Source organism: Siphonobacter aquaeclarae (assembly GCF_900103285.1).
GTDB classification, from domain to species: domain Bacteria; phylum Bacteroidota; class Bacteroidia; order Cytophagales; family Spirosomataceae; genus Siphonobacter; species Siphonobacter aquaeclarae.
On record NZ_FNGS01000002.1, the window covers coordinates 151624 to 177776 of the forward strand.

Genomic DNA, 26153 nt, shown 5'->3' on the forward strand with positions numbered 1-26153 from the left:
TTAGGTAATCACAGTCAGACACCCACCTTCCTTTGGGAGGCGGGTGTTTTGTTTAGGGGGCTTTTTCCTGTTTCGGCCGGAAATCCAGCTGGTGGAACAAAAACACCCGCAATACGTGATTACTGTTGAACTGATTACCGGCCGGCAACTGCTGAAACTGATTCATGTATCCGACCTGGAGGTTCAGCTCTTTGTTGAACTGATAGCCGAGCCCGACAAAGAACCGGTTCTGGTCGAAAACGTTATAGGTTATTTCTTTACCGGCGTTGAGGTGTACTTCATCGTTGAATACAAAAAAGAGCGTTTTGGGGTCGAGAAATGCATGGTTCAGCGGCACCATCAGGTTAAGCAGGTACCGGAAACGGTAGTTGAACTGATAGCCCTCCTGCAGTTCATCCGCAGCGATTTTCCGGTTGAACCGCTCTTCGAGCCGGATCCACTGCTGGGTTTGGAGGCGCTTCTGGCGGCTGGTCCACAGAATTTGCTGCCAGAGCCGGTGTTCGGGCCGGACGGTATGCAGCCCGGCGGCGGGAAAACTGCGCGCGTAGGTGTAGCCGACCGTCAGCCGTACGTTGTCTTTGACGAAGTACGTTACCCCCGGCCGGATGAGCTGGGCCGACCAGCGATCGAGGAAATCGGTCCGTCGGGCATGTACATCCAGCCAGAGGCCCCATTTGTCAGACAGCCGGGTCTGATTGAAATACCCCAGCCATGCCTGGCTCTGGTTATGTACCTGTTTTTGGGCGGAAGAAAGACTGGAAACAAGGCATAGCGCGGCCAGCAGGCCGCTTTTTAGCAGGGTGTTCATCGATCAGAAGAAAAAGCGTACGGTATATCCGAGGACTCCCGCGGCGAGGATAAGAACGGGTTCAGGTATCTTTTTGAAACGAATGAGGCAAATCAGTGTGGCGAGGGCAAAAAAGGGCGACAGCGCATCGGTAAAAGTCCGGAGGGCAATGACGATGACCGAACCGGCCAGGGCGCCGACCACCGCGGCCGTCAGCCCGTCGACAAACGCCCGGATATACCTGTTACCCGAAATCTTCCGGAAATACGGAGCAGGGAGCACCGTAAAAACATAGCAGGGAAGAAACACCCCCAATGCAGCGACTACCGCGCCGGGAGTACCTTCCACCAGGTATCCGATAAACCCGACCGTGATCACCACCGGCCCCGGGGTAATCATCGCGACGGCCACCGCATCGAGAAACTGCTGCTGGGTAAGCCAGCCCATTTCGTGCACAACGCCCGTCTGGAGAAACGGAATAATGGCCAGACCGCTCCCGAAAACAAAAGCGCCTGCTTTCGTGAAAAACCAGCCGATCTGCCAGAGTCGTCCGTCCGGTTGAAGTGCCGGCAGAAACCCAAGCCACAGCGTCAGCGCCATGCCTTTTACCGGGCGGGTACGAACCAGCATATAGACCAGACCGGCCGCCAGAAAAAGCAGCATTTCCTCCCGCTCGCGCCAGACCGTCACGGCTGCCGATCCCCCGAACAGTACCCAGCGCAGGGGATCTTCGCGGAGGGAAGTACCGACGGTTTTCCGCGTCAGCCGGTAACAGCTCAGCACGATGATACCGATCACGGCTGACCCGACGCCGTAGAAAACCGATTGCATCCAGGGCAATCCGCCAAAGGCCAGGTAGGCCCGCCCTAGTGCGAGCACCATCAGAAACGATGGCAGTACAAACGCCAGTCCGCATAACCCCGCTCCCAACGCCCCGAAGTGTACGTAGCCGAAGTAAATGCCCAGCTGCGCCGCGAGCGGACCAGGAGCCAACTGCGCCAGGGTCAGTCCTTCCCGGTACTGATCTTCGTCGAACCAGCGTTTTCTCTCCACCAGATCCCGGTGCATGTAGCCCACGAGGGCGACAGGCCCGCCAAAACCCCAGGTCCCGAGTCGCAGAAAATACAGGAGGAGATCCTTTAGTTTATAGGTCGGCTCCATCGCTTTCAGTGGCCGTGAGGGTGTTTTTTACCGAGGACGTCAAGGGCAGCCCGGAAACCGGAGACCAGTTTTCGTGCTTCTCCTTTGCCGTAATAATGAAGAAAGACCATCCGGGGGTCGTCGCCCAGCATGTGATGGTGCAGGGCCACTACCTCAAGGCCATTGGTGCGCAGGGTACGGATCACTTCGTTGACTTCTCCCTCCAGCATCGCAATGTCTCCGGCGATACGGGCGGCAGCCATATCCCCGGCCAGTGATGCCCAGGAATTCAGTCCGATGGCGGGCGTCATTTCAGCGCCCATCGCGACGACACGCAGGTCTTCACGGCCGATGGTGTACTTGCAGGTCATGCCATTGACGGCGGCTTTGCTTCCGACCAGCGCATCCAGCGCAGGCAGATCGAAGGCTTCGCCGGCCGGTTTTCCCGTTTTTGCCGGGGGCTGGGCGGCAGGCGTCAGTGCCGTTCCGCGAATGGCTTCCGCAAATTTCCCGGCCAGTTCTTCCGGCGTACCCATGCCGTGCACGTGCATGAACACGATGCGGGGGTTTTCGTAGAAAAAATGATTGTGGATCGCGCCGACTTCAAGCCCGGCCCGCTGTACTGCCGAAATAAGCGGATTTACCTCTGTTTCAAGGAGAACGGTATCGCCCATGAGGACGGCCGAGCGGCCGTCTATCGTTCGTTTGATGGCCACCCAGCCGCTGAATCCGAAGGTTATCGGCGTTGGCTCACCGGCTATTGAGACAGAAAGGTCGTTCCGCGGCAGGGAAATGGACAGTGTCGCCTGCTTGTCGGAATAGGTTCCTTTCTTCCCGAGCCGCTCTTCTACCGCCCTGATTTCTTCGGGAGTCAGGGCCGGTGTATCGGCAGATTCAGCGCCCGCAACATATGGATACAGGCCGACCATGGCACTGAGGCCCAGCCATTTTCGTCTGGAAAAGAGAGGATTCATCGCGTCGGTCGACGGCATTAGCGCCGCCGTTCCGGTACAATGGTACGTCTCGACATCAGAATATATCTTGCACGAAAATGACCTTTTGCCGGAGGATTACTTCGGGGATAGATTTTTCCGGAAATCAGACGGACTCTTTCCGGTATGGGCTTTGAACACGCGGGAAAAATGACTCTGATCGGAGAATCCCGTGAGGTACGCGATTTCGGCGAGAGAATGCGCGGAGTGTTCCAGCAGATCCAGCGCCTTTTCGATACGCAGTTTCCGGATGTATTCCCCGAACGAAAGGTCGTCAAAATACCGGGAAAACTCCCGCGAAACATACGACGGGTGCATACGCAAACCTTCCGCCAGCTCCCGGAGGCTGAACTGGGTATCGATCTGGTCCTGAATAAGGCCTTTCAGCTGTGGTACCCAGTCGGGCTGCTTTTCCTGCTTTTTCCGTTCGAGGTAAGAATGGAATACGTCGAGCAACCGTTTTTCCTCCGTTTGAGCGGTATGCGGCTGTTTTTGGAGGTACTTCGCCCAGGTATAAAGCGAATCGTACAGCATGAACCCTTTTTCGATAATCTCTTGATCATCAGGCGTATTGAAGGCCAGCCCGGCCGAAATAGCCCAAAGGCCGGCAGCCTGCGCGGCGAGGGCATGGTTATCGGTATCGGCGCCGCGGATAATCGGCGCCATATCCCGCAGCGCCGGGTCGGTCAGCTGGTACTTTTCCAGGAAATAATCAAAGGTACAACGGTCTTCGTAGTGCGTAAACTCGGCGCCGGTAACGTCAAAGGGCGTCGCATGCAGCGCTTCGGCGCGGGTCAGTACGTCATCCGCCGGTACAAAAAAGAACGTCGCCTCCGGGTCGATGAATCGCCGGATCAGCCAGGGACAGGCTATCCGGTCAATCTTGGGGCGCTCGCGTGTGATCCAGTTCATGTCTGCCTATTCGGTAGCAGAACAAAGTAACGTGCTTTTCACGGCTTCTGCGAGCAGTTGGTTTCGGGGAAGCGACCGGGTACGGAAAATACCCGATCACTTCCGGCATTACCTGCGGGAAAATACCAGCGAAAACTGAATCTCGAACGACTCGTCCGTCGGTACCATCATCAGCGAAGGCCTTTCGACGCCGTAGTCGCTCATTTTGACGGGAAACCCGCCGGAAACGACGACGCGGTTACCATCGTCGGTCCGGGTTCCTTCGATGGTAACGGGTTTCGTCACGCCATGAAAGGTCAGGTTACCGGAAATGGCCAGCCGGGAGCCCGTCTGCGTAATCCGGGAACTGCTGAAGGTAACGCGGGGATATTTAATGCCCTCAAGCACTTCAATGGTATGGGAATCCCGGTTGGCATTTTTGGTATCGAAGGAAGCAACGTTGACAGACACTGCCGCAGCGTCGAACCGGTCGGTTTCGTCGTTGTAAACCGCCACGCTCTGCACCTGGTGGCTGATTCCCTCCCAATCGTGCATGGGGTGGTGCATTTTATACCGGATGACGGATGCGGCCGGGTCCGCAACCAGCTTCCGGCCGGCCGAAGGCAACAGGCTTACCAGTCCGGCCAGCCACAAAAGAAGTAATTTCATCGGATCAGAATTTAATGGCAATGACGGACGCAGCGAACGCGCCGAATGTTGTATACGCCGCCGCCCGGTGGTAGGGTTTCAACTCCGGATGCCCTTCAAGGGAAGAGGCCAGGACATTCGTCGCAATCATACCCGCAATGTGTACCACCGCCAGGTACTTATGCAGCTTGATGGAACTGAAGCCCCTGCGCTCGCTGACCATCCGCGGCGGCGCGAAGAGGGACAATAGCGCGGTTGTTGTATAGGTGATATTCACCGCGGTACCGATTGTTTCATGCGTCGATTTGAGGCGACTATACTCGCTGCCGGTCGCATTATACAGCTTTGCGCCTACTATCCCCTGAGCGATAAAGCCGGCCAGGGTTACAAATCCGGCTACCTGATGCGAAACCAGCATCGACCGCCGGATTTTGAGTTCATGCGCCCGGCCTTCCGGTGTCAGCGGCGCCATACCAGTGGTACGCATGAAGCCCTTGCTTCCCCAGAGCAGGCGCTGCGTAACGATCATTTTCGGGGGCAACAGGGCGGGACGGGATGCAGTATCAACCAGCGTTTTCAGCAGGTCGTCTCCGGAAGAGTCAGGCTGCGCTCGCCCCGGTTCGGTCTGGGCAATGCCACAGAACGGCAGCAGACAGGCTGCCGCCAGCAGAAAGATGTATTTCATGGTGTTTCAGGAGATGGTCAGGATGTTGCCGGATTGCGCCACGGAATAAACAGTCAATCCCCGGCTGCCGTTGGCGTTGAGCCCCTTGCCATCCAGGCCATACCGCGCGCCGTGCGCCGTGCAGTAAAATTCATCGTTCTGCAACCGTACCTGCTTCTGGCCTTCGTGGCTGCAAACGACCGTGACCGCCACAAACCCTTTTGAGGTATTGGCGACGACAATGTTGTTCGTGACAATGTACCCGCCGGTTTTTTGCAGGGCGGTGTTGGCGGTGAGGTCGACCGTCACCGGTCCGGAAAGCGGGGCGGGCGTAACCGAATTTTTCTGGCAGGACGCAAGCCCCTGCCCAAGACATGTCGCCGCGATTAAGGCGGCTCCCTGGAAGCCCAGTTGTTTCAGAAATTCGAACCGGCTGATGGAATCATTGGATACTGGCATGATGGAAAGAAATGAGGGTTTTAACCGGGATTACGGAGTTTCTTTCCTGTTCGCTGCCTTCATTCGGTCCGAAATGACAGTTTGATATTGGTATAAATTAACGGAACGCCTTTCCTGGAAAAAGATCGAGTCCAACAGCCGTCCGTACCCCAAACGCGGCAGTGCGGGCTACCCCCGAAACGCTCCGGAACGCATACTCGTAAAACGGCATCGCCTGAAAAGAGAAACGGCCCTTGTGGTAGTGTACCCCGGCGCCGAAACGCAGGTTCCGGAAGGCATATACAGGTATGTTCGTCTCAAAAAAATGATAGGTTTCCTCTCCGCCCTGGTGCGTCTCAAAACCGACCTGCCGGAACGCCGCCAGGTTCAGCCGGGTACCGGTTTGCAGGAGGATCGACCAGCGGGGAGAAACGGGTACCGTGTAGTGCAGCATCACCGGCAGGTTTACGAGCGTTGTGCGGACCGATAACTCTTCCAGCCGGTCATACTTATCCGGAAGATGATCCCGGTAATTCTCCAGAAAATCCTGGCCGGTCGCGGCGTTGAACATACCCGCGTCGCGGTACCGGTCCGGAAAAAACCGCTCGATCTGTACGCCGAGCGACAGCCCGACCCGGCTATTGGTCTGAAGCGATACCGACGGCCCTACCGCCAGGCTGCTTCCTGTTGCCTGTAAATCAAGACCGAGCGTCGGCTGAAGGGACGACAACCGGAACCGGCTGCCGGTCTTCACCGGAGGAAGTACCGGTTCGTGGCGGGGCGCTTTCAGAGCGAGCGTATCGGCGGGCAGGGCGGCAGGTACCCCGGCCGTGTTTGCGTCCGACGGTATATCCGGCTGGATCGCGGAGTAAGGTATTTCCGGCCGGTCGGTTGCCGGTCCGGAAACGGGTACCGGAAAATTGCCGCGAGCCATTGTGCGGGTATCCAATCCGGGTATTTCCCGCCGGACTATTTCCCGGACTATTTCCCGCACCACGACTACGGTGTCTTTCCGGGACGTCGCGACGACCGGCCTGCTTTTCAGCTGTTCGGACAACGAACGAATCAATTCTTGTTGCTGAGAAAGGGTAAATAACATCCATAGGCAGGCAGCTAGTGAACAGAGGGAAACAAACGCGGGCCAGCGGGGCGCTGGCGCCGGGAGCCGCTTCCTGAACCGCTCCCAGGCTCCGGAAGGGTATTCGGGCCGGACCGACTCCAGTTTCTTTTTCAGGAAGCGGTCGTATCGGTCTTCTGACATAGGGCAGGTTGTTTTTCGGGGTGAGAAACCAGCAGCTGCTGGAGTTTCAGGCGTGCTTTAACCAGGTTCGAACGGGAGGTACTTTCCTGAATCTGAAGAAGTTCTGCTATCTCCGCATGCGAATATCCATCCACAACATAGAGCGAAAAGACAGTGCGGTACATCGCCGGGAGGCGTTGCACGAGCGCCAGTATTTCCTCCGCGGTCATTTTTTCCAGCATCGGGTCACTCGTGCCGATGTCATGCGCTTCGTCGAGATCCACTTGACGCCATGCCGCCTGGTTTTTCCGGTAGTAGTCAATTGCCGCATGTGTCACAATGGTCCGGAACCAGGCTTCGAAGGGCTTGCTTTCATCGTAATAGCTGATTTTGTCAAGCACCTTCAGAAAGCCGTCGTCCAGCATTTCCTCCGCTTCCTGACGACCGGACGCATACCGCAGGCAGATGCTCAGACCGAAACTGTACCAGGTTTCGTACAGTTGCCGTTGCGCCCGGTTCTGACCGAGCCGGCAGCCCTCGAGCAGATCGGGAAGTGATTTATATTTCCGGAACACGAAGTTTTGGGGTGACCTGTGAGGCAATACGGAAAGAAAGCGGCCGGCGCTGCCCGGAACGGAAAAAAAAATCCGTCCGGCCGGCGCCGGCCTTTGGGTAATCAAACCGTTTCAGTGTGTTTGACCGGAGATACGCGGAAAGTAAAGTCAGGTATCCGGAAAAAGGCAAAAAACAGGAAGCGGGTACGGGGACGTTTATTTCAGCTTCAGCAAGGCAATTAAATCGCTGATTTTCAACCCATTATCTGGCAGATCATACGCGCCGGGTACCGGTCCCGTAAAATACACCGGTATTCCAAACCGGCAGATATCGGCTGCCCAGGATGGAAACTCCGGGAAACCGGTCGTAGCGCCCGTCACCAGCATGACAGGTGAGCGGGCAGCCAGTACGCGCGCGAGGCTTTCAATCGGAACGGCCTGGCCGAGGTAGGTAGTCCGGTACCCGCGGCGGCGAAGTGCGCCGGCGTAAAAAAGCAGGCCCAGTTCGTGCCATTCGTGCTCCGGAAGAAACAGGAGTACTTCGGGTCCGTCCTCCGGCAAAGGCAGTTCTTCTGTCCAGGTAATCAGCCGGTTGCGAACGAGATTCGAAAAGAAATGCTCCTGTGCGGGGTTAATCGTTCCGAGCTGCCACATCAGGCCGACGCGGTCAAAAAACGGAAAGATTACCTGAAAAACAGCCTGTTCAAACCCCAGCTCCTGCGTCAGGCCGGTGAAGGTCCGCCGGAAGCGGGACTCATCCAGCTCAATCAGGCTCAGGAGGAGGTTTTCCCAGGCTTCGTCGCCGGTAGGCGCCAGGCCGGTCACGGCCCCCGTCAGCTCTTTCTCCGACATGGTACTGACGGCTGAGATACGGTATCCGTTCCGCACCAGCAGGCTGACGTTCAGCAACTTCCTCAATTCGTCGTTTCCGTAAAACCGGATATTGGTATCCGTGCGGCCCGGGTGAATTACCCCGTACCGTTTTTCCCACATACGGATGGTGTGTGCCTTGACACCGGAAAGCTCCTCGAGGTCACGGATGGAATAATATGCCGCCATAGTCGCCCCAAAATAGTACAAAATCGATGGCTTTTCCTTCGAAAGGTATTTCGTTTTACGCAGACCTTCCGATAATTTTGTTTAATCTTTTTTGAAAAAAATTAAACAAACTCTATACCTTTCAGTTGTAGTAACAGAAACCAATTCTGCCCGGATGAAAGCACTGTTCGATCACGTCAGCCTCCGGTGCAGCCGGATGATTACCCGCACCTACAGTACGTCCTTTTCCCTCGGTATCCGCTTGCTGGCAAAGCCGTTCAGGGATCCCGTTTACTCCCTGTATGGCTTTGTCCGGCTGGCGGACGAAATCGTTGACTCCTTTCACGAGTACCCCAAAGAGCGGTTGCTGAACCAATTCCGTCAGCAAACCAACGAGGCCCTGGCCGATGGTATCAGCCTGAATCCGGTCCTGAACAGTTTTCAGTCGGTCGTACACCGGTATGCCATCGACCGGGAGCTGATTGATACCTTTCTGGATAGCATGGAGATGGACCTGCAGCAGCAGTTTTACACCCGGAGCCTGTATGAAAAATACATCCTTGGATCGGCGGAAGTAGTAGGTCTCATGTGTCTCCGGGTTTTCACGGACGGAGATAACCAGGCTTATGAATCGCTCCGGTATCCGGCGATGAAACTCGGTTCCGCCTTTCAGAAGGTTAATTTTTTGAGGGATGTGCGGGCAGACAGCCAGGAATTGGGCCGTGTTTATTTTCCGCATGTAAATTTGGAGCGGTTTTCGGCGGAGGACAAAGCCGCGATTGAAGCGGAGATCGAAGCCGACTTCCGGGAGGCACTGACGGGTATCCGGCAACTGCCGGCGGGCGCACGCAAAGGCGTCTTTCTGGCATACAGTTATTACCGGATACTGTTTGACAAAATACGCCGCCTCCCGCCGCAGCGGATCATGACCGAACGGATACGCGTTCCGAACGCGCAGAAATTCGGCCTGATGCTGCGAACGATGGTCTCGACAGCATGAACGAACAAGTCATTTTGGTAGATACGGCCGACCGTCCCGTCGGCCAAATGGAAAAAATGCAGGCGCACCGCGAAGGTCGCCTGCACAGGGCGTTCTCGGTCTTTCTTTTCAACGATCACGACCAGGTCCTGCTGCAACGCCGGGCGCTGGAGAAGTACCATTCGGGCGGACTCTGGTCGAATACCTGTTGCAGTCATCCCCGGCCGGGCGAGGACACGCAGGTCGCGGCCGAACGGCGGCTGTTCGAAGAAATGGGCATTACCTGCCGCGTATTTCCTTCTTTCAGCTTTGTCTACGAAGTACCACTGGATCAGGGACTTACCGAACATGAATACGATCACGTCTTCATTGGTCGGTTTTCCGGCACGCCGGAGGTCAACCCGGAAGAAGTAGCCGACTGGGCTTACCGCGATGTCGCCGAAGTGGAAGCCGACCTCCTGCAAAATCCCGCGCGGTACAGCGAATGGTTTCGGATTGCGTTTCCGGAGCTTGTAAAGCGCATGGGGCAGGGGGGTTAAAGGCTGTAAGCTTTAGGCGGTAGGCAATAGGCGAAGGCACGTCCCCCTTGGGCCCTATGCCCTATGCCCTATGCCCCATGCCCCTCAGCACCCCATATCCCACCAGCCCCGAAGCCACCGAAGCGGTCAGAATCGCGAATTTGGCGGTGAGCTGGTAATGAGGATCAGCGAAGGAGAGCAGCGCGACAAAAATCGACATCGTAAACCCGATACCGCCCAATAAGCCCAGCCCCAGGAGGTGACCCCACCGGGCCTTACGAGGCATAGTCCCCCACCCCAGCTTTACCACCAGTCTGGATGTCAACAGAATACCCAGCGGCTTTCCCAGAAACAAGCCAAGCAGAATGCCTAACCCCAGCGGTTCGGTCAATCCCTGCGTCATCCCCGGTTCAAAGCGGATATTGGTATTCACCAGCGCAAAAACAGGCATAATCAGGAAGTTGACGGGCTTTGTCAGCGCATGTTCCAGTTTTTCGAGGGGAGATTCCTGCGCGCCTTCGTTGGTGGGAATAGCCAGCGCCGTCAATACTCCGGCGATGGTCGCGTGCACCCCCGAATGGTGAACCAGGTACCAGATCACCACACCTGGTATCAGGTAGGCAGCCAGGTTACGGACGCCGAGCTTATTGAGCCCGAGCAGCGCCGCGAAAATAGCCAGCGCCGTTGCCAGGTAGGTAAAATGGATTTCGGAGGAATAGAAAACGGCGATAACGAGAATAGCGATCAGGTCGTCTACAATGGCCAGCGCTGCCAGAAAAATCTTCAGTGACGCCGGTACTTTATCGCCGAGCAGGGAGAGAATCCCGATTGCGAAGGCAATGTCGGTCGCCATCGGAATACCCCATCCGGCCGCCGCCGGCTGGCCGTTATTCAACAGCGCATATATCAGCGCCGGCAGCACCGCCCCACCAAAGGCGGCAAAAACCGGGAGGCTTGCCTGCTGCGGAGACGACAGCTCTCCTTCCACCAGTTCCCGTTTGATTTCGAGGCCGACAAGCAGAAAAAAGACAGCCATCAGCCCGTCGTTCACCCATTCGAGCAGGGTAAAAGACAGGTGGAAACCGTCGGTATGAATACCTGCCTCCGTTTCCAGAAAGGCCGCAAACCGTTCGCCGGCCGCGGAATTGGCGATAGCCAGTGATACCACAACACTCAGCAACAGGATGATACCGCCAACCGAACCGGAAGCAAAAAAATCCCGGAAGGGCTGGAGATTGATACGCGGACGGCGGGAGGAGACTTGTTTCATTTGTGGATGATTTCAGAACGGGTACCGGACCAGCCGGTTTTCGCGGAAAGAAGAAAGCAATACGCGGGATGAGGAACAAAGATACGCCTGGAAAAGGGATTTTCAGGAACAGGCAATCGGGGCCGCCACGTCTCTCGACAGAACGGCCCCGAACGTTACGTACCACTGTACAGAACATCGCGAATGCCTACCAGCGCTTTTTCAATCCGGGGCCTGTCCGGCTCCGCCGGCAAATCGCTGATGGCCGCAGCCGCGTCTGTTTCCCGGATCAATTGTTCCGCCCGGGCAAGCAGGTCGTCGTACGACCACTCCCCGCGCTTGATGGACAGCAATTCCACGCGGTTATCCGAAACGATTTCCAACCGGCCGGTCTGAAACAATCTCAGGGCCACTTCCAGCAGGCGTATGGTATGCATCATGTTTTTGGCATCGTAACCGTTTGCATGCTGTTCGTTAACCCGATAGCGTTCCTCGTTGCGGTTGGCAAGCCAATCGCGGTATTCCCTGTGCCGGCGGCAATGCATTTCGTACCCGTCCTGATGACAAAACAGATAGGCAACCACGGGAGAATCCTTCGGAACGGAACTGCACCGGATCTGATCACCGGCTGTCAATCCGCCAAAAGTGTCTGCCGGGTCATAATGAATTGCATACAACCCGCGGGTATGATCCAACCGGGTCAGCCGGCAATGCTCCTCCCGCAATTCACTGGCTGCGAGCCAGTTCCGAACCGGTATGGTACGGGCCTTGTCCGGTACAAAGCAAAAATCCAGGAGAGACTTCCGTTCCTCCGGCTCAGGAGTCCGCATTTTTCTATTCAATCCGTTCGCCTTCTTAATCTGGGTCATCGCATAGCCGCTGAAGGTCGTTTGTGCCTGTTTCGAGAGGACGAACTCCGGCAGGAACAACTCCATCAGCGGGTGGCGATACAGCACACAGCTCTCCGGCGTTGCGAGCAGCTCCAGTGCCCCCGGGTTGCTTTTGCTCAGGAGTTCAGCAAACCGTCCGACCTCGTAGTACACAATGTCGTTGCGGTCGCTGCCGACCTGGGGAATGTATTCCATCCCGAAAAAATGGTCTCTCGGAAGGTAAAACACACCCTTCTTGTCCGTATCAGAAGTATCTGTCGCCAGCCCGTAGGCGCGGCTTCCGCTGATCGCGTCGAAGAGCACCAGCCCTTTTTCGTGTAAATCCTTGATTGTCATACAAAAGCCTGAAAAAAGGCGTCGAGGTCTTTGTGGCAAAAGGAATCGGAAGGCCATGTTGCGGCCCGTTCTGTTGCCCAGGCCAGACGCCGGGTGATGAAATCGTTCAGGGTTGCCGAAAGCACCGTTGTGTCTTTTTCGGTTCCATATGCCTTGGCTGCAATAAGCGCAGAAACCTCGTCGCGAATATCTTCCGGCAACAACGCCATCAACGTATGCATTTCCATCGGTGCATGCTCGTTTCGGCTCAGAATCCAGTCGGCCGACAAGAGCGACCGGAGCACATAGCACAGTTTCTTAATCCGGATCGCCTCTCCTTTCATATCGCAGAACTGTGTCACCACAATACCGAGGTAGTGGCGTGCCTGAGCGCGCGGACTGAAATAATGCGGCAACAGGCGGCGGAAAGCCTCGACAAACACGTCGTCGGCAGCATAAACAACAGGCGATTGTATCCATTCAAACGGGGTAACGTTCGACCGGAGAAGCAGCCGGAGCGCTTTCCGGAGATCCCATCCGCAGAGGTCGAGGTCTCCGGCCGGCGGGTCACCGATCTGATCCGGGACCTCGCCGACCGAGAGGTACGCCTCTCTTTCACGCAGGTAGATAAAACGAATGTCGTAGTCGCTGTCAGCCGAGGGAAATCCCCAGGCCCGGCTGCCTGACTCGCAGGCGTAGAGAATGCGCACTCCGTGGTGCTGCTCTTTCTCTTTGAGCAGGTTTTTTATAACCGTTCTCATTTTTCGGGAAGACGGATGGCGCGGACGCGTCCGTCAGTTACTGTTTGAAAAGCCAAAGAGGAATGCCTTTGCAGGTGGCAGTTCAGTACCACATTCCAGAAATATCCCCTCCGGCTTTGCAAAGATTCAGACACAACAACGCAGAGTAACTGCGCAGCTATGGATCAATGCACAAAAAATTACTACTATACTGTTTATCAAATAATTACAACAAAAAAAATATATTTAAAACGGATTATTCAGTCGAATTACGCAAATCAATTGCGCAGTTTTTTTTGACAAATCATTTGACCTTGTTACTTTCACTGGAAAAGACATCCGATGGCTATTCACAAACTTGCGCTTATCCGTTACAGGACCATCGACCAGTGCCTGCAAAACAGGAGCCGGAAATGGACGCTGGAGGACCTTATCCAAAAGGTGAGCGAAACGTTGTATGAGTACGAGGGCATTTCGGATGGCGTCAGCAAGCGAACCATCCAGGCGGATATTCAGCTGATGCGGAGCGACAAACTGGGCTATAACGCACCTATTGCCGTACGGGAGCGGAAGTACTATGTGTATGAAGAACCTGGCTACAGTATCAGCCAGGCAGCCGTAACCAACGCGGATATCGAAAAGATGACGGATGCAGTATCTGTTCTCCGGCAACTGAACGGATTAGCTCATTTTGCGGACCTCTCCGATATCATCGCCCGCCTGGAAAATACCCTGCGCCAGTCCGTCAATCCCTCCGAAAGCCCGATACAGCTGGAAGGCAATGGATTACTTAAAGGACTGGAGCATCTCATGCCCCTGTACCAGGCGATCCGGCGAAAAATCCCGTTGTTGATCAGCTACCAGTCTTTCCGCGCAAAAGAACCCAGACAGGATATCTACCATCCCTACCTGCTGAAAGAATACCGGAACCGGTGGTTTCTCCTCGCAAAGCCCCGCAAAGGACCGCAGCCGCTCGCGCTCGCGCTCGACCGGATTACCGAGATACTGGAAATGAACGCGAAGGACTTTATCCCTTACACCGGTATCCCGTTCGATCAGTACTTTGCGGACACCATCGGGGTAACAAAAAGTATAGCCGACAGACCGCAGAAAGTAGTGCTCTGGGTCAACCGCCGGCATGCGCCATATGTGCTGACCAAACCCATCCACACCTCACAGCAGCTACTCTCCGAAGATCAAACCGGTATTCTGATCCGGCTCGATGTAGTCCTCAACTTCGAACTCGAACGGGAGATACTCGGGTTCGGGGAAAATATCAAGGTTTTTGCGCCTGCCCAGCTTCAGCAACGGATCAAGCGGCGGCTACAGGAAGCGGTGGCTGTGTACGAGCCGGTCAGCCGTCCTGCCGATAAAATGCAGGACGTCCATCCGGAAGAAGACGAATAGTTCAGTTGCCTTAGGCCATTTGCGGCCTTATGGCTGTCGGTGCTTTTCGAAATTGTTTCCGGGCAAGCTTCCAGTAAAAACAGGCCTCATTGTGAGGCCTGTTTTTACTGATGAATTTTTTTCATTCTGACGTTGACATTTCCTTTATGATAATTCGGAGGAGTAAAAACATAATCGGCTGTTCCATTGGGATAAATTGTCATCCAGCTTTCGGTAGAGTCAGGCGCTGTTGTATTTAGGTCCAACTCATATACCCCGGACGATCTATTTTTTACAGGAACAGTAAATACTTTTTTATCTATTCCCGGAGAATATTGATCATTTCTGGGCGCATCTATAGTAACACTTGCCTTCGAATTGTCGACCAGCGATACCTGCATCGATATTGTCAACCCGTTGATTGGATACGACGAATAAGGGTGACTATTCGACCAATAATCAGCGAGATATTGGCCTTGAACGATATCTGATTCTTCTCTTTTTTTGCATGAAAAGACCACCAGGAAAAGCAGAAATATTTTAATTATTTTTTTCATCAAAGTCTCAATTATGCGTATAAACATCCATTTGACGATAACATGCTCCGCATGACGTATGTGCCTCCCCTGCTACGACAACCCATCCCGGGTATTGGTTCCACTGAATCCAGGTTGTCGTATTATATAAATATGAGCTATTTATAATGCCACTTGCCTGGTTTCGCGTGTAAAGACTCCACGATACATCTGACAAATTTCTTCCTACCATGTTATAGCTCACATATGAAGTAATATATGGATTTGCCGGACCAGCTATCGTAAAATCAGGCCAACCCAGCTGGCTGATTCGAATTGCAACTACTTTTGGTTGATTAAGCCATTGGCCACCGCAGTTGGTATAAACAGATACATATACAAGGTCATTGCCCACTAAATCGCTATTGGAAAAAGTAACTTCATCTCCAGAGCTGACTTGCTTGAAAGCTATTTGGTTTGCAGTAATCAAATTATCGCTTTTATACAATTCTATTCGAAATCCAAGGGCGTTAGTCCCATATCCCGACACTTTAAATTTGATCCCATTATAAGGATCATAACAAACATCCGGAGTACTGACCGCCGCCGGGAATGTACAGGATGATCCGCAGGTGCATGTGGAAATAGACAGCAACGATCCAATAAAAACACCGACTACGGCGCCCGCGTCTGCGCCAAATACAGCGCCAATCGCTGCATAAGTAGACGCATTCGTCACGATGCAGTTAAGCAGCGGAACAGTGCATGCATTTGTGCTGTTTGTCCTTCCTGATTTGTCAGAAATAGTCAACGATTCATAAGCTGCTTTCAGGGCATATTTCATCATTGTCAAATGCCTGACTGCTATGTGCTTGTCTTTTAGTTTTAGTCTGTTATTCGCTTTTACAGAAACGATCTGTAAGTCAAACCACTTAATGGTTTGCTCTCTATCGTATCCATCAGTTATGTTTTTCTTTAATTCTTTCTCTATGTCTTTCAGTATTGAGCCTGTCAATTTTGAAATAATATTTCTTTTAGATGCTTCATCCCAATGAAATCCCACTTCTTTACCGGGGGCTGATTGAACACTATCTACCTTGTGCCTCAATTCTTCCCTTCCTTTTTCCGGCATTAAATCGTACGGGTCATAATACAATAAGTGCTTTTTAATGTGATTGTATACAAACGAGCCTGTACTATCGTAATTTATTGAATCTACCGGCGTCGCTGTTCGATAGGAATTATCCGCCTTGTCGGCTGAAGGAAGGGAAATATCTTCCCTTGTTTTTGTGCATGAAAGCACAAGAGCAAAAAAGGCAATTGCGACTGTCAACAGCGAAAAAAATGGAATTTTTTTCATACGTATTCAAACTGGAGGTTAGAAATCAGCCCAATATCAATCGGGAAACCAAAATGTAACCTACCTCCCCGGAAAGATACAATTATCCATTGCACGTATAAGTAAAGGTTATCATTATAATACAATATAATAAGACTATATAACCATTTTTTATTAGGCAAAATACTTATTTTTAATTAAAGTGTCCTTGATTCAGTACCGAAAACGAAGCGCCGGATTTCCGGACTATACCCTGCTTCATCGCCTGCGAAAGCGGAACGTGACGACGCAGGGACAGTCTATCCATCCCGAAGACATCCGGCAATACACCGCATTTTCGATCTTCATTTAAATTTTTTCAAATTAAATTGTGTACAATATAATTTCATCCTTACCTTTGTCCCATCAAAAACAACGGCTATGGAAAATCCCCTGCTTTTGAAGAACCAGATTTGCTTTCCGCTGTACGCGTTATCGCGGGAAGTTATCCAGCATTACCGCCCGTTTCTGGACGAACTGGACCTGACCTATCCGCAATACCTGGTTCTGATGATTTTATGGGAAAGCCAGCCGCAGACCGTCAACCAGCTCGGCGAGAAGCTTCTGCTTGATAGCGGCACCCTGACACCCCTCCTCAAACGACTGGAAGCCAAGGGGTTACTTACCCGCAAGCGAAAAGCGGAAGACGAGCGCGTCGTTGAAATTTCACTTACCGAAGCCGGTCAGGCCATGCGGAGTCGGGCAGAGGAAATTCCGGCAAAGCTGATGGACGCCATGGGCTTTACCGTTGAGGAAATGGTCGAATTGAAACAAATCGTCGATAAACTATTAGCTAAATCTTCCCGATCATGACAGTCTTATATCAGGCCGCAGCGACGGCCAAAGGAGGCCGCAACGGCCACGTTCGTTCCGACAACGGCATTCTCGACCTCCAGGTACGCATGCCGAAAGCCCTCGGCGGTGCAAATGATGACTTTGCCAACCCCGAAATGCTCTTTGCGGCCGGTTACTCCGCCTGTTTCGACAGCGCGCTGAGCCGCGTGATCCGCATGGAAAAAGTGCAGACAGGAGAAACGACCGTCACCGCGCACGTTGGCATCGGTCCGAACGCGGAAGGCGGTTTCGGCCTGGCAGTAGAGCTGGAAGTCAACGTACCCGGCGTAGACGCTGAAACGGCGCAGGCGCTTGTTGCCAAAGCCCACCAGGTATGCCCCTACTCCAACGCTACCCGCGGCAATATCGAGGTCAAACTGACCGTCACAAATCATTAATCAAAACGAAAATGGCTTTATTAGATGATCTTCAGTGGCGTTATGCCACCAAGAAATACGACCCGACAAAACAGGTTCCGAAGGAATATGTCGATAAAATTGTAGAAGCGGCCCGCCTCGCGCCGACCTCTTCCGGCCTGCAGCCGTTCCGCGTCATCGTCGTCACCGATCCGGAACTGAAAGAAAAGCTCGTTCCCATTGCCTCAGGCCAGCGGGTAGTGGCTGACGCCTCGCACGTACTGATTTTTGCCGCCTGGGATCGCTACACCGAAGAACGCATTGACGATGTGTACGACCGCACGACGGACGAACGTGGCCTTCCCCGCGGCCGGTTTGGCTCCTACACCGACAAGCTGAAGGCCCTGTATTTGCGTCAGGAAGCCGATGTCAACTTTGCCCATGCGGCGCGCCAGGCTTACATCGGTTTCGGCCTTTCCATTGCACAGGCGGCGGAACTCAAAGTGGACGCGACGCCGATGGAAGGCTTCTCCGGCCCGGAGCTAGATGCCTTGCTGGACCTGCCTTCAAAAGGCCTCCGGAGTGTTCTGATGCTGCCCCTCGGCTACCGCGACGCGGAAAACGACTGGCTCCACCCCATGAAAAAAGTCCGCAGCCCGAGGGAAGAGTTTGTGTTGGATGGGGATCGGCTGTAGGCGGACGGCAGTCAGCTATCGGCTATCAGCTATCGGCGGGCGGCGGTCAGCTATCGGCTTTAAGCTGTAGGCAATAGGCTTTAGGCTAAAGGCGGGCAACCTCAGGTGTTATTAAAGGAAAAGTGCTTCCCTGTATGAGGGGAAGCACTTTTCCTTTAATCAAATTCTCAACATGTTTCGCCGTCATTACGGACACTTCTCCACTCGCCTAAAGCTTACTGCTTACAGCTTAAAGCCGATAGCCGGCTGCCGCCCGCCGATAGCCTACCTCATCCACAACGGCTTGCTCTCCACTACCTGCTGGTATACCGGGCAGGCTTCGCTGTGCGCGCCGGGGAGGTAACCGATGCTCATGAGAAACTCGCCGACGATTTCACCACCGGTGAAGCGGAAGGTCTTCTTAAACAGTTTCACCCATTCTTCTTTGGATTTCGGGTGATGGGATTCCAGCCATTTTTCGAAAGAACCGTGGGAGGCCTGCAGCCCCTGGATGGTCCGGGCATTTTCGATGGCGGCGTTGATTTTCAATTTGTTGCGGATAATACCGGGGTCGCGCATTAAACGCTCGCGGTCGGTCTCGGTATAGGCCGCGACGACGTCGATGACAAAATTATCGTATGCTTTCCGGAAGGTTTCTTCCTTTTTGAGAATAGTCTCCCAGCTCAGACCGGCCTGGTTGATTTCCAGAATGAGCCGGCCGAAAAGTTCATTGTCGTCGTGAATCGGAAAGCCATAATGCTGATCGTGATAGGCTTTGTGCAGGGCCTGCCGCTCGGCGGGCTGCATGGTTGAGATAGCGAAGCAGTAGGACATGGGGAAGTAAGGGTGATGGAAGGGGATTGGTTCCCGGTTTAGAGAGATGGAAGGTAATATTATTACCAGATAGAATATGCCAATGGGAAACCTTTCAAAAAGCAACAGGTACAACAAAACCAAAGGCAAACGAAACTTCTTCTGACGCAACAGTCCTCTATACCCCCTGCTATTTACTCATTTCCCAACATTCTCGTCCCAAAATCAAACACCTACCCCGCAAAAGCTCCCGATCTTTGAGGGTCCGGAAGCTTTTTGCCTATGAATAATGCCTGGTTTGAGGTGAATGTGAGCGTGGTCGGTTCCCTGGCGGGGCTGGCCCTCAACACGGTCATCGCCGCCTATCTTCAATCCCTGCGGCCCCGCCACCGCGATGCGACGCTGTTTACCCAATTGCTCTGGCTTGCCAGCGTACAATACGGTAGCGCCGCCGCGCATGACTTCACCGCCACCTACTGGCCTCGCGAGATTTCAGGCTGGGTACACGCGCTGGTGCTCAGCTGTCAGTCGTTGTACCACCTCTGGTTTGCCTATGAAATCGGCGGAAGATGCTCCGGACGCGAACGCATTCCGGCCCTGACGGCGTTTGCTGCCGTATACCTGACCTGTTTCGCGCTGTTTACAGCCGGCATAGCACTCGACGACCTCACCTTTATCCCCAACCTGCTCCTCTACCCCTGGATTATACGGATATACGCCAAAAGGAGCGCCTCCGCAGAGAACAAAAGTACCCGACTGCTATTCAGCGGACTGTATACCTGGTCGTTTCTCCTGTGGCTGATCTGGCTGACGGGGAACCTGATTATTTCCGGGCCGGCCATCGGTCTGCCTGTGCGCGTAGAATGGCACTATTACCTCCTGCATCCGGTGCAGTTCGGGGCTACGGTCTGGTCTGCGCTGGTTTTCCTCCGGTATACCCCGCAGGCCACGTCGTTTCAGGCCAAACTCGCCGGACTGATCCTCGCCGCCCTGCTCATGTTTATCGGGCTCGTTCCGGTATGGCTGGCCTGGCTCATGTCGGCAGTTCCGGGTGGTGAGGTCGTCACAAGACGTATGCTCTGGGGTTTTGTGGCCTTTATTCCGGTGACGACGATCCTCTGCCTCCGGCTGCTGCCTGCCTTTTTACAGCGGGCGTTTCTGGCCCCGCTCAACCGGGTGACAGAAGGCGTCCGCGCCGTGGATACCGGTGAATTACCTCCTCCGCTGCCCGTCGACATACACGACGAAATCGGTGCGCTGACCCGTGGTTTCAACCACATGACTACGTCCCTGCGCACGCATCGGGAGCACCTCGAAGCACTGGTTGCCGAACGGACGCAGGAACTGGAAGAATCCCTCGATACCCTCCGCTCCACCCAGGCCGAGTTGATCCGGAAAGAAAAACTGGCCGGGCTCGGCGAGGTAGCCGCGGGCGTCGCACACGAGATCCAGAATCCACTCAATTTCGTCGTGAATTTTGCCGGGCTGTCTCAGGAGCTCAGCGAAACCCTTCGCACCTACCTTCCCCCGGCATTGCACTACCTGTCGGATGAATTATCGGATAACCTGAAGCATGTCGTCGACAACGGTCAGCGGGCGTCGAACATTGTCCGTAACATGCTCATTCACAGCCACCAGCAACCGGAGGAAGAGCGGTATTGCGAGTTGAACGAACTGGCAGATCATTACCTTACCCTCGCCTATGAAGGGTACCGGACGCAGCATCCGGAATTCCACTGCCGCCTGGAAAAGGTACCTGCACCGGACGCATTACCGGTTGCCGCTGCCCGGCAGGACCTCGGCCGGGTCCTGCTTAATCTCCTTTCGAATGCGTTTCAGGCTGTTCCGGAGAAAGGCGGGTTGGTCCGGATACAGACGGAAAAAACCGCTTCCGGAGTGCGATTGATCGTTTCAGACAATGGTCCCGGCGTTCCGACTGTCTTGCAGGATAAGATTTTCCAGCCTTTTTTCACGACACGACCTGCGGGTACCGGTACGGGACTGGGTTTAAGCATTTGCCACGACATCGTTTCCCGGTATGGCGGCTCTATCCGCCTGCACCGCGGCTCCCTTACAGAAATGATTATAGAATTACCTGGTCTGTCATGAGTATACGGGTTCTGGTTGTGGACGACGAAGTCCTCCTCGCGTCCCTCTTTCAGCAGCGTTTCCGCCGGCGTATCCAGTCGGGCGAGTATACCTTCCGCTTCGCGACGGGCGGGCGGGAAGCGCTGACGATTCTGTCGGAAGATCCGGAGGTCGACGTATTGCTCTTCGACATCAACATGCCGGACATGGACGGGCTTACGCTGCTCGAACTGACCGCCGGCCTTATTCCCGACGCCCGGGCGGTGATGGTATCTGCGTACGGAGACATGCCGAATATCCGGCTGGCGATGAACCGCGGCGCGTTTGACTTCATTACAAAACCTATTGATTTCCAGGACCTTGAACGAACCATCGATAAAACAGCCGCCGTCGTTCAGGCCCTGCGGGAATCAACCCGAATCAAAGCACTGGCTGAGTTGAAGGCCCGCTTTTTTGATAACCTGACGCATGAATTCCGCACGCCCCTGTCGCTTATTCTGGCGCCGGCAGCTGCCCTTTTACAACGCCCGGAACTGGACGAAGCCACCCGCGGGCAGCTTGGAGGTATCCGCCGGAATGCGGAAGAGCTGAGTATATTGATTGATCAGCTGCTGGATCTCGCCCGACTGGAAGAAGACCGTCTGCCAATAGAAGAATCCGTACAGGATATACCGTCATTTGTTTCGGAACTTGTCGAAGCATTTCGTCCGATTTGTCCGACCATTCGTTTTCAGGCTGACCGGGAAGCCCTGGAAGCGGCATTTGATGCGGGAAAATGGCGTAAGATTCTGAATAATCTCCTCTCCAACGCCGTCCGTTTCACGCCGGAGGGAGGTATGCTGGATATTCGCTGTCAGTTTTCCGAAGAAACCGTACATATCTGTGTGGCAGACTCGGGGCCGGGTATTCCGGAAACGGAGTTACCGTTTGTATTTGACCGGTTTCACCGGGCGGATACGCGGCATGCCGGGTCGGGAATCGGCCTGTCTCTCGCCTATGAGCTGACGCGCCTGCTCAAGGGTAGTCTTTCTGCACAGAGCCGGCCGGGGGCCGGGACGACGTTTACCGCGGTACTCCCCTTCCGCGCTGAAAACCCGGCGCCACCGGAAGTTCTCGTGAGTACGAACCCATTCCACCCAACTTCCTACCCTTCTGGTAATCCACTGATTCTCATCGCAGAAGACAACCCGGAATTACGGTGCTACCTCAGCGATCTGCTCGGGAAAGAGTATATAGTCCTGACGGCTTCCGACGGACGGACGGCACTGGAAATAGCCCGCCGGGAACTGCCCGATGTGGTACTGTCAGACGTTCGCATGCCGGGTATGGACGGCTTCCGCCTCACCCGCCTGCTGCGGACGCACCCGGCTACCGACCACATCGCGGTGATGCTGCTGACGGCTCTGGCCTCCGTCGATCACCTGCTCGCAGGCCTTTCCGAAGGCGCTGACGAATACCTTATCAAACCCTTCCGGCCGGAAGAATTGTCCCTGCGCCTGCGAAACCTGCTCAACCGGCAGGAAAAATTACGGACGCGGTACCGGGAGAGCGTCGGCCAGGCTGCGACAACCGGGACAAAAACTCCGGATACCTTTCTGCACCGCCTGGCTGCGGTCATTGAACAACACCTGGATGATCCTGATTTCCGGGCGGAAACACTGGCCGAAGAAGTGGCGATGAGCCCGCGAACCCTTACCCGCAAACTGAGTATGGTGGCAGATATCAGCCCGGCCCGCCTGATCCGCACCCACCGGCTCCGGCGGGCGGGAGAGATGCTGCGCAGCGGGGCATCTGTTGCCGATGCCGCCTATGCCGTCGGGTTCGAAAACCCTTCCTATTTCGCCACTGCTTTCCGGGAGTATTACGGACGTACCCCGACCGACTTCGCGCGCGGACAATAGTTGTCTGATTTCCAAAGAGATCCTGTCCCAAAACCGGACAGGCTTCCGGCTGCCGGGCCGGAGCTTTGCGGAAACATTTTCCAGACATGCGCGTGCTTTTCTTTTTCCTTCTGGCGATGACAGAAGTTTCCGGACAGACCCTTTCCGGCCGTGTGACACAGGCGTCCGGGACGCCCCTTCCCTTTGCCCACCTGCGGCTGTGGCGGGCGGATTCCAGCCTGGCGGCAGGTGTGGTGGCGGATACCGGCGGCTATTTTGTTCTGCGCCCCTCGGTCTCTTCCGCCTATCGGCTCACGGCTGATGCCGTCGGGTATGCATCGAGTCATACCAACTTTTTCCGGTTGTTGCGTGATACAACAGTTCATTTTCTCCTGACGCCGCAAGCGGCTGATCTCGGTGAAGTCACGGTCAAGGCCTCCCGACCGGCATACGAGCAGCAGATGGATAAGCTGGTCGTTCACGTCGCCTCCCTCCTGACAGCGTCCGGCGGTAATGCGCTGGATGTGCTGGAGCGGGCGCCCGGAGTTACTGTGAACCGGCAGCAGCAAGCCGTGTCGTTAGCCGGCCGGCCCGGTACCACCATTCTCATCGACGGCAAGCGGTATCCGGCCGAAACCGTCATGGCACTCCTGAGCGGCCTCCCCGCCGGGCAGATTGAGAAGATCGAACTCATGACGGCTCCGTCGGCCCGGTATGACGCGGAAGGCGGCGGCGGGATTATCCAGCTTATTCTCCGGAAAAATGCCCTGAACGGGTTCAACGGCTCCTGGCAGGCATCCGCAGGCACAGGCCGGTTTGAGAAACTGAACGGCTACCTCCGGCTGGCCTGGAGGCGGGGAAAATGGTCACTCCAAACGGATTTTTCCCTGACGCAGGATCGCGAATGGCAGCGTCTGGAGCTATATAGCCGGGCTGTCCGGGATACCCTGATGGTGACGAACCATACCCGGAAGGAGTCGTTCAATGTGCGTCCGTTTCAGCAGATGCGGCTATCGGCCGACTATGCCGCCGATAGCCGAACTACCGTCGGCGTAACGCTCAGCGGGTTTCACAACGGCTTCCGGAGTACCTCACCGGCACGCCAGGAAACGACTCAAAACGGCCGGCCGGCGGAGCCGGTGACGCTCCGCGACGCCGAGCGCAACCAATGGCTATATGGCATGGCGAGCGGATATATCACGCGGCGGCTCATGTCGCGGGCTACCTGGTCTGCCGATGTCGACTATGCGCGGTACGCCAACCACAACCCGCACGATTACGTCAGTGAGCAGGGTATCGCGAATCAGGTTTTTCGAACCCGGAAAGAAACGCCTATCCGGTTATGGGTCGTCAAAAGCGACTATACGGTGAACCTGCCTGACGGCAGCCGCTTCGACACCGGAATAAAAGGTACCTGGACCGGGCTCACCAACGACGTACGGGTGGAAACCCTCTCCGACCCCGGCTGGCAGATTGATACGTCCATGACCCGCTACTATTCCCTCCGGGAACGTATTCTGGCGGGGTATGCGACATTTCTCCGGCCGGTCAGTGCTGCTATCCGGCTGCAACTGGGTATCCGGTATGAGCATACTGATTTTGTTATTCCTGAAGCGGGGATCGACAGGCGGTATGGGAACTGGTTTCCGGGCGTTCATATTTCGCACGACTGGTCCCACGACCGCAGCATGCAGCTTTCCTATACCCGCCGGATCCAGCGACCGGGGTATGACCTGCTGGCTCCGTGGGTCATGTTTCTTAATCCCTATACATTTATCACGGGAAATACCCGCCTGCTTCCGGGATTCAGTGACGTTTTTCAGGCGACGTACCGCTTCCGGGGAAGTTACCTCCTGACGGCAGGGTACATCCGGGATCGTGATGCGCTGGACCGCTTCCGGTTTACGACCGATCCGCTGACCAACCGCAGTTACATTACCCCGCAAAACGTCCGGCTGCGCCATACTTTTTCGGTGCAGGCCAGTGTACCGGTCCGGATAACCCGGTGGTGGTCGGCGCAGCAGCAGGCTACCGGCAGCTTTGTCCGGCAGGAAACACCGGTAGACGGGCAGCCAATCCGTCAGCAACAATGGTCGCTTACCTTCTATACCGGCCACGCATTCGTTTTGTCCCGCAGCCTGACGGCAGAAGTCACCGCCAATTACCAGAGTCCGGTTCTCTCCGGAACCACCCGTATGCGCGGGCAGGGGGCTGTCAACTTCGGCATCAGAAAGAAATGGGCCAATAGTTCCCTTACCGGGTCAGTGTCCGACCTGTTTCGGACGACGACACTCCGCGCCGATAATGTCGCCATTACCGATGCCAGTCGCTGGGCGCAGTACTACGAGCCGCGCGTTTGCCGCCTGACCTGGGCACATGCCTTCGGGAAAAGCCTGTTACCGGCGGCGGCCATCCGCCGGAGCAGTTCGGAAGACGAGCGAAACCGTGTCTCTTCTCACTGAGACAGGTATTCTCTTTCTGAAAAAAAAAAGCTACCCGCTGAAAACAGAAAAATTATTTGGAATGATACTAAATAAGAACTTCATTTGTCCCGACTGATTCGCGTCCGGTCGGCCTTATGCACAGCGATCACCCCTTTCTTCTCACAGAGGAGTCGTTTCGGCTCCTGTATCTCTCCCTCGCAAAGCGGCTCTACCGGCTTTGCCACTATTACCTGCGTGATGAGGAAGAAGCCCGGGAGATTGTCCAGGAAGTATTCCGCTCGTTTTGGGAACGTCGGGCGGATCTTCGCCTGTCGGGCCCACCGGAAGCCTACCTCATCCAATCGACCAAAAACCTCATCAACAGACACTTCCGGGATAAATCAACACACCAGGCACACCTGAACGAAGCGGCAGCGCTCCGGCCTGTTTCTGAAGAAACCACCGAACAGATGGTGCTGTTTTCCCAGCTTTCAGCCCGCATTGCAGAGCTGGTCGGCGCACTGCCCGGCCTGACGGCGCATGTTTTCCGCCTGAGCCGCGAGCAGGGACTTGGAAACCGGGAAATTGCCGTCCGCCTGGATATCTCCGAAAAAGCCGTGGAGTATCACCTTACCAAATCCCTTGCACACCTGCGGCGCAATCTCGAATAATTAGTTCGGAACCGGTTTAGGGATCTGACGATGTTGTGGAACTCTGTTTCTG

Annotated in this window: 27 protein-coding genes; 11 read left to right on the plus strand and 16 right to left on the minus strand. The window is 55.0% G+C overall.

Features of this window, described 5'->3' with window-relative positions:
• Positions 1-52: 52 nt before the first annotated feature.
• The 10 genes from BLR09_RS04065 to BLR09_RS04110 all read right to left on the minus strand — a co-directional run bounded on the left by BLR09_RS04065 (position 53) and on the right by BLR09_RS04110 (position 8413).
• On the minus strand, positions 53-808 hold the full coding sequence (locus BLR09_RS04065) for a DUF2490 domain-containing protein (protein WP_093198165.1): 756 nt from the start codon (positions 806-808) through the stop codon (positions 53-55).
• Positions 809-811: 3 nt separating this feature from the next.
• Complete coding sequence (locus BLR09_RS04070; protein ID WP_093198168.1) at positions 812-1948, minus strand: chromate transporter; 1137 nt, start codon at positions 1946-1948, stop codon at positions 812-814.
• Between the two features lie 5 nt (positions 1949-1953).
• A complete protein-coding gene (locus tag BLR09_RS04075) occupies positions 1954-2901 on the minus strand; it encodes a DUF1259 domain-containing protein (RefSeq protein ID WP_093199621.1) in 948 nt (315 codons plus the stop codon).
• A 96-nt stretch (positions 2902-2997) separates the two neighbouring features.
• Entirely contained in the window at positions 2998-3831 is an 834-nt protein-coding gene (locus BLR09_RS04080) for a chromate resistance protein ChrB domain-containing protein (RefSeq protein WP_093198170.1), read from the minus strand.
• A 108-nt stretch (positions 3832-3939) separates the two neighbouring features.
• On the minus strand, positions 3940-4479 hold the full coding sequence (locus BLR09_RS04085; RefSeq protein ID WP_093198173.1) for a YceI family protein: 540 nt from the start codon (positions 4477-4479) through the stop codon (positions 3940-3942).
• A 4-nt stretch (positions 4480-4483) separates the two neighbouring features.
• The gene (locus tag BLR09_RS04090) at positions 4484-5143 is read right to left on the minus strand and encodes a hypothetical protein (protein ID WP_093198175.1); all 660 of its coding nucleotides are present in this window, start codon (positions 5141-5143) and stop codon (positions 4484-4486) included.
• 6 nt (positions 5144-5149) lie between these two features.
• Positions 5150-5581 (minus strand): Rieske (2Fe-2S) protein, encoded by a 432-nt coding sequence (locus BLR09_RS04095; RefSeq protein WP_093198178.1) that lies wholly within the window; start codon positions 5579-5581, stop codon positions 5150-5152.
• Positions 5582-5678: 97 nt separating this feature from the next.
• Positions 5679-6821, minus strand: coding sequence for a porin family protein (locus BLR09_RS04100; RefSeq protein ID WP_093198181.1), 1143 nt, complete (start codon positions 6819-6821; stop codon positions 5679-5681).
• Positions 6791-7375 carry an RNA polymerase sigma factor gene (locus tag BLR09_RS04105; protein WP_093199623.1) on the minus strand — a complete coding sequence of 195 codons (585 nt, stop codon included), beginning with the start codon at positions 7373-7375 and terminating at the stop codon, positions 6791-6793. Before BLR09_RS04105 ends, BLR09_RS04100 begins: the two co-directional genes overlap by 31 nt.
• A 195-nt stretch (positions 7376-7570) precedes the next feature.
• Positions 7571-8413: a MerR family transcriptional regulator gene (locus BLR09_RS04110; RefSeq protein ID WP_093198183.1), complete on the minus strand. Its 843-nt coding sequence runs from the start codon at positions 8411-8413 to the stop codon at positions 7571-7573.
• Between the two features lie 154 nt (positions 8414-8567).
• On the opposite strand from BLR09_RS04110, the gene BLR09_RS04115 reads away from it, so the two are divergent.
• Positions 8568-9392 carry a phytoene/squalene synthase family protein gene (locus BLR09_RS04115; RefSeq protein ID WP_093198186.1) on the plus strand — a complete coding sequence of 275 codons (825 nt, stop codon included), beginning with the start codon at positions 8568-8570 and terminating at the stop codon, positions 9390-9392.
• Positions 9389-9910, plus strand: coding sequence for an isopentenyl-diphosphate Delta-isomerase (idi, locus tag BLR09_RS04120; RefSeq protein WP_093198188.1), 522 nt, complete (start codon positions 9389-9391; stop codon positions 9908-9910). The genes BLR09_RS04115 and idi overlap by 4 nt, the downstream gene beginning before the upstream one ends.
• Positions 9911-9971: 61 nt before the next feature.
• Here idi and nhaA read toward each other — a convergent pair whose 3' ends face one another.
• The 3 genes from nhaA to BLR09_RS04135 all read right to left on the minus strand — a co-directional run bounded on the left by nhaA (position 9972) and on the right by BLR09_RS04135 (position 13104).
• Complete coding sequence (gene nhaA / locus BLR09_RS04125; protein ID WP_093198191.1) at positions 9972-11159, minus strand: Na+/H+ antiporter NhaA; 1188 nt, start codon at positions 11157-11159, stop codon at positions 9972-9974.
• A 155-nt stretch (positions 11160-11314) separates the two neighbouring features.
• Entirely contained in the window at positions 11315-12364 is a 1050-nt protein-coding gene (locus BLR09_RS04130) for a DNA polymerase beta superfamily protein (RefSeq protein WP_093198193.1), read from the minus strand.
• Entirely contained in the window at positions 12361-13104 is a 744-nt protein-coding gene (locus BLR09_RS04135) for a nucleotidyltransferase domain-containing protein (protein ID WP_093198196.1), read from the minus strand. Before BLR09_RS04135 ends, BLR09_RS04130 begins: the two co-directional genes overlap by 4 nt.
• Before the next feature lie 321 nt (positions 13105-13425).
• On the opposite strand from BLR09_RS04135, the gene BLR09_RS04140 reads away from it, so the two are divergent.
• Positions 13426-14490, plus strand: a complete 1065-nt coding sequence (locus BLR09_RS04140) for a helix-turn-helix transcriptional regulator (RefSeq protein ID WP_093198198.1) — start codon at positions 13426-13428, stop codon at positions 14488-14490.
• 104 nt (positions 14491-14594) lie between these two features.
• Here BLR09_RS04140 and BLR09_RS25260 read toward each other — a convergent pair whose 3' ends face one another.
• Both BLR09_RS25260 and BLR09_RS04145 read right to left on the minus strand, forming a co-directional pair.
• Positions 14595-15026: a hypothetical protein gene (locus tag BLR09_RS25260; protein ID WP_143011015.1), complete on the minus strand. Its 432-nt coding sequence runs from the start codon at positions 15024-15026 to the stop codon at positions 14595-14597.
• Positions 15027-15033: 7 nt separating this feature from the next.
• The gene (locus BLR09_RS04145; protein WP_093198201.1) at positions 15034-16344 is read right to left on the minus strand and encodes a hypothetical protein; all 1311 of its coding nucleotides are present in this window, start codon (positions 16342-16344) and stop codon (positions 15034-15036) included.
• A gap of 187 nt (positions 16345-16531) precedes the next feature.
• On the opposite strand from BLR09_RS04145, the gene BLR09_RS25445 reads away from it, so the two are divergent.
• From BLR09_RS25445 to BLR09_RS04160, 4 genes are all read left to right on the plus strand, one after another.
• Positions 16532-16675 (plus strand): hypothetical protein, encoded by a 144-nt coding sequence (locus BLR09_RS25445; protein WP_176785446.1) that lies wholly within the window; start codon positions 16532-16534, stop codon positions 16673-16675.
• Between the two features lie 68 nt (positions 16676-16743).
• Positions 16744-17175 (plus strand): MarR family winged helix-turn-helix transcriptional regulator, encoded by a 432-nt coding sequence (locus BLR09_RS04150; protein WP_093198203.1) that lies wholly within the window; start codon positions 16744-16746, stop codon positions 17173-17175.
• Entirely contained in the window at positions 17172-17594 is a 423-nt protein-coding gene (locus BLR09_RS04155) for an organic hydroperoxide resistance protein (RefSeq protein ID WP_093198206.1), read from the plus strand. Before BLR09_RS04150 ends, BLR09_RS04155 begins: the two co-directional genes overlap by 4 nt.
• Before the next feature lie 11 nt (positions 17595-17605).
• The gene (locus tag BLR09_RS04160; protein ID WP_093198208.1) at positions 17606-18247 is read left to right on the plus strand and encodes an NAD(P)H-dependent oxidoreductase; all 642 of its coding nucleotides are present in this window, start codon (positions 17606-17608) and stop codon (positions 18245-18247) included.
• 264 nt (positions 18248-18511) lie between these two features.
• Here BLR09_RS04160 and BLR09_RS04165 read toward each other — a convergent pair whose 3' ends face one another.
• On the minus strand, positions 18512-19060 hold the full coding sequence (locus BLR09_RS04165; protein WP_093198210.1) for a DNA-3-methyladenine glycosylase I: 549 nt from the start codon (positions 19058-19060) through the stop codon (positions 18512-18514).
• A gap of 261 nt (positions 19061-19321) precedes the next feature.
• Here BLR09_RS04165 and BLR09_RS04170 point away from each other — a divergent pair, with 261 nt between their 5' ends.
• The 4 genes from BLR09_RS04170 to BLR09_RS04185 all read left to right on the plus strand — a co-directional run bounded on the left by BLR09_RS04170 (position 19322) and on the right by BLR09_RS04185 (position 26101).
• Positions 19322-21148, plus strand: coding sequence for a sensor histidine kinase (locus BLR09_RS04170; RefSeq protein WP_093198212.1), 1827 nt, complete (start codon positions 19322-19324; stop codon positions 21146-21148).
• Positions 21145-23028 carry a response regulator gene (locus BLR09_RS04175; protein ID WP_093198215.1) on the plus strand — a complete coding sequence of 628 codons (1884 nt, stop codon included), beginning with the start codon at positions 21145-21147 and terminating at the stop codon, positions 23026-23028. The genes BLR09_RS04170 and BLR09_RS04175 overlap by 4 nt, the downstream gene beginning before the upstream one ends.
• 86 nt (positions 23029-23114) lie before the next feature.
• Entirely contained in the window at positions 23115-25469 is a 2355-nt protein-coding gene (locus BLR09_RS04180; protein WP_093198216.1) for an outer membrane beta-barrel protein, read from the plus strand.
• Positions 25470-25585: 116 nt separating this feature from the next.
• Positions 25586-26101 carry a sigma-70 family RNA polymerase sigma factor gene (locus BLR09_RS04185; protein ID WP_093198219.1) on the plus strand — a complete coding sequence of 172 codons (516 nt, stop codon included), beginning with the start codon at positions 25586-25588 and terminating at the stop codon, positions 26099-26101.
• Positions 26102-26153: the final 52 nt, after the last annotated feature.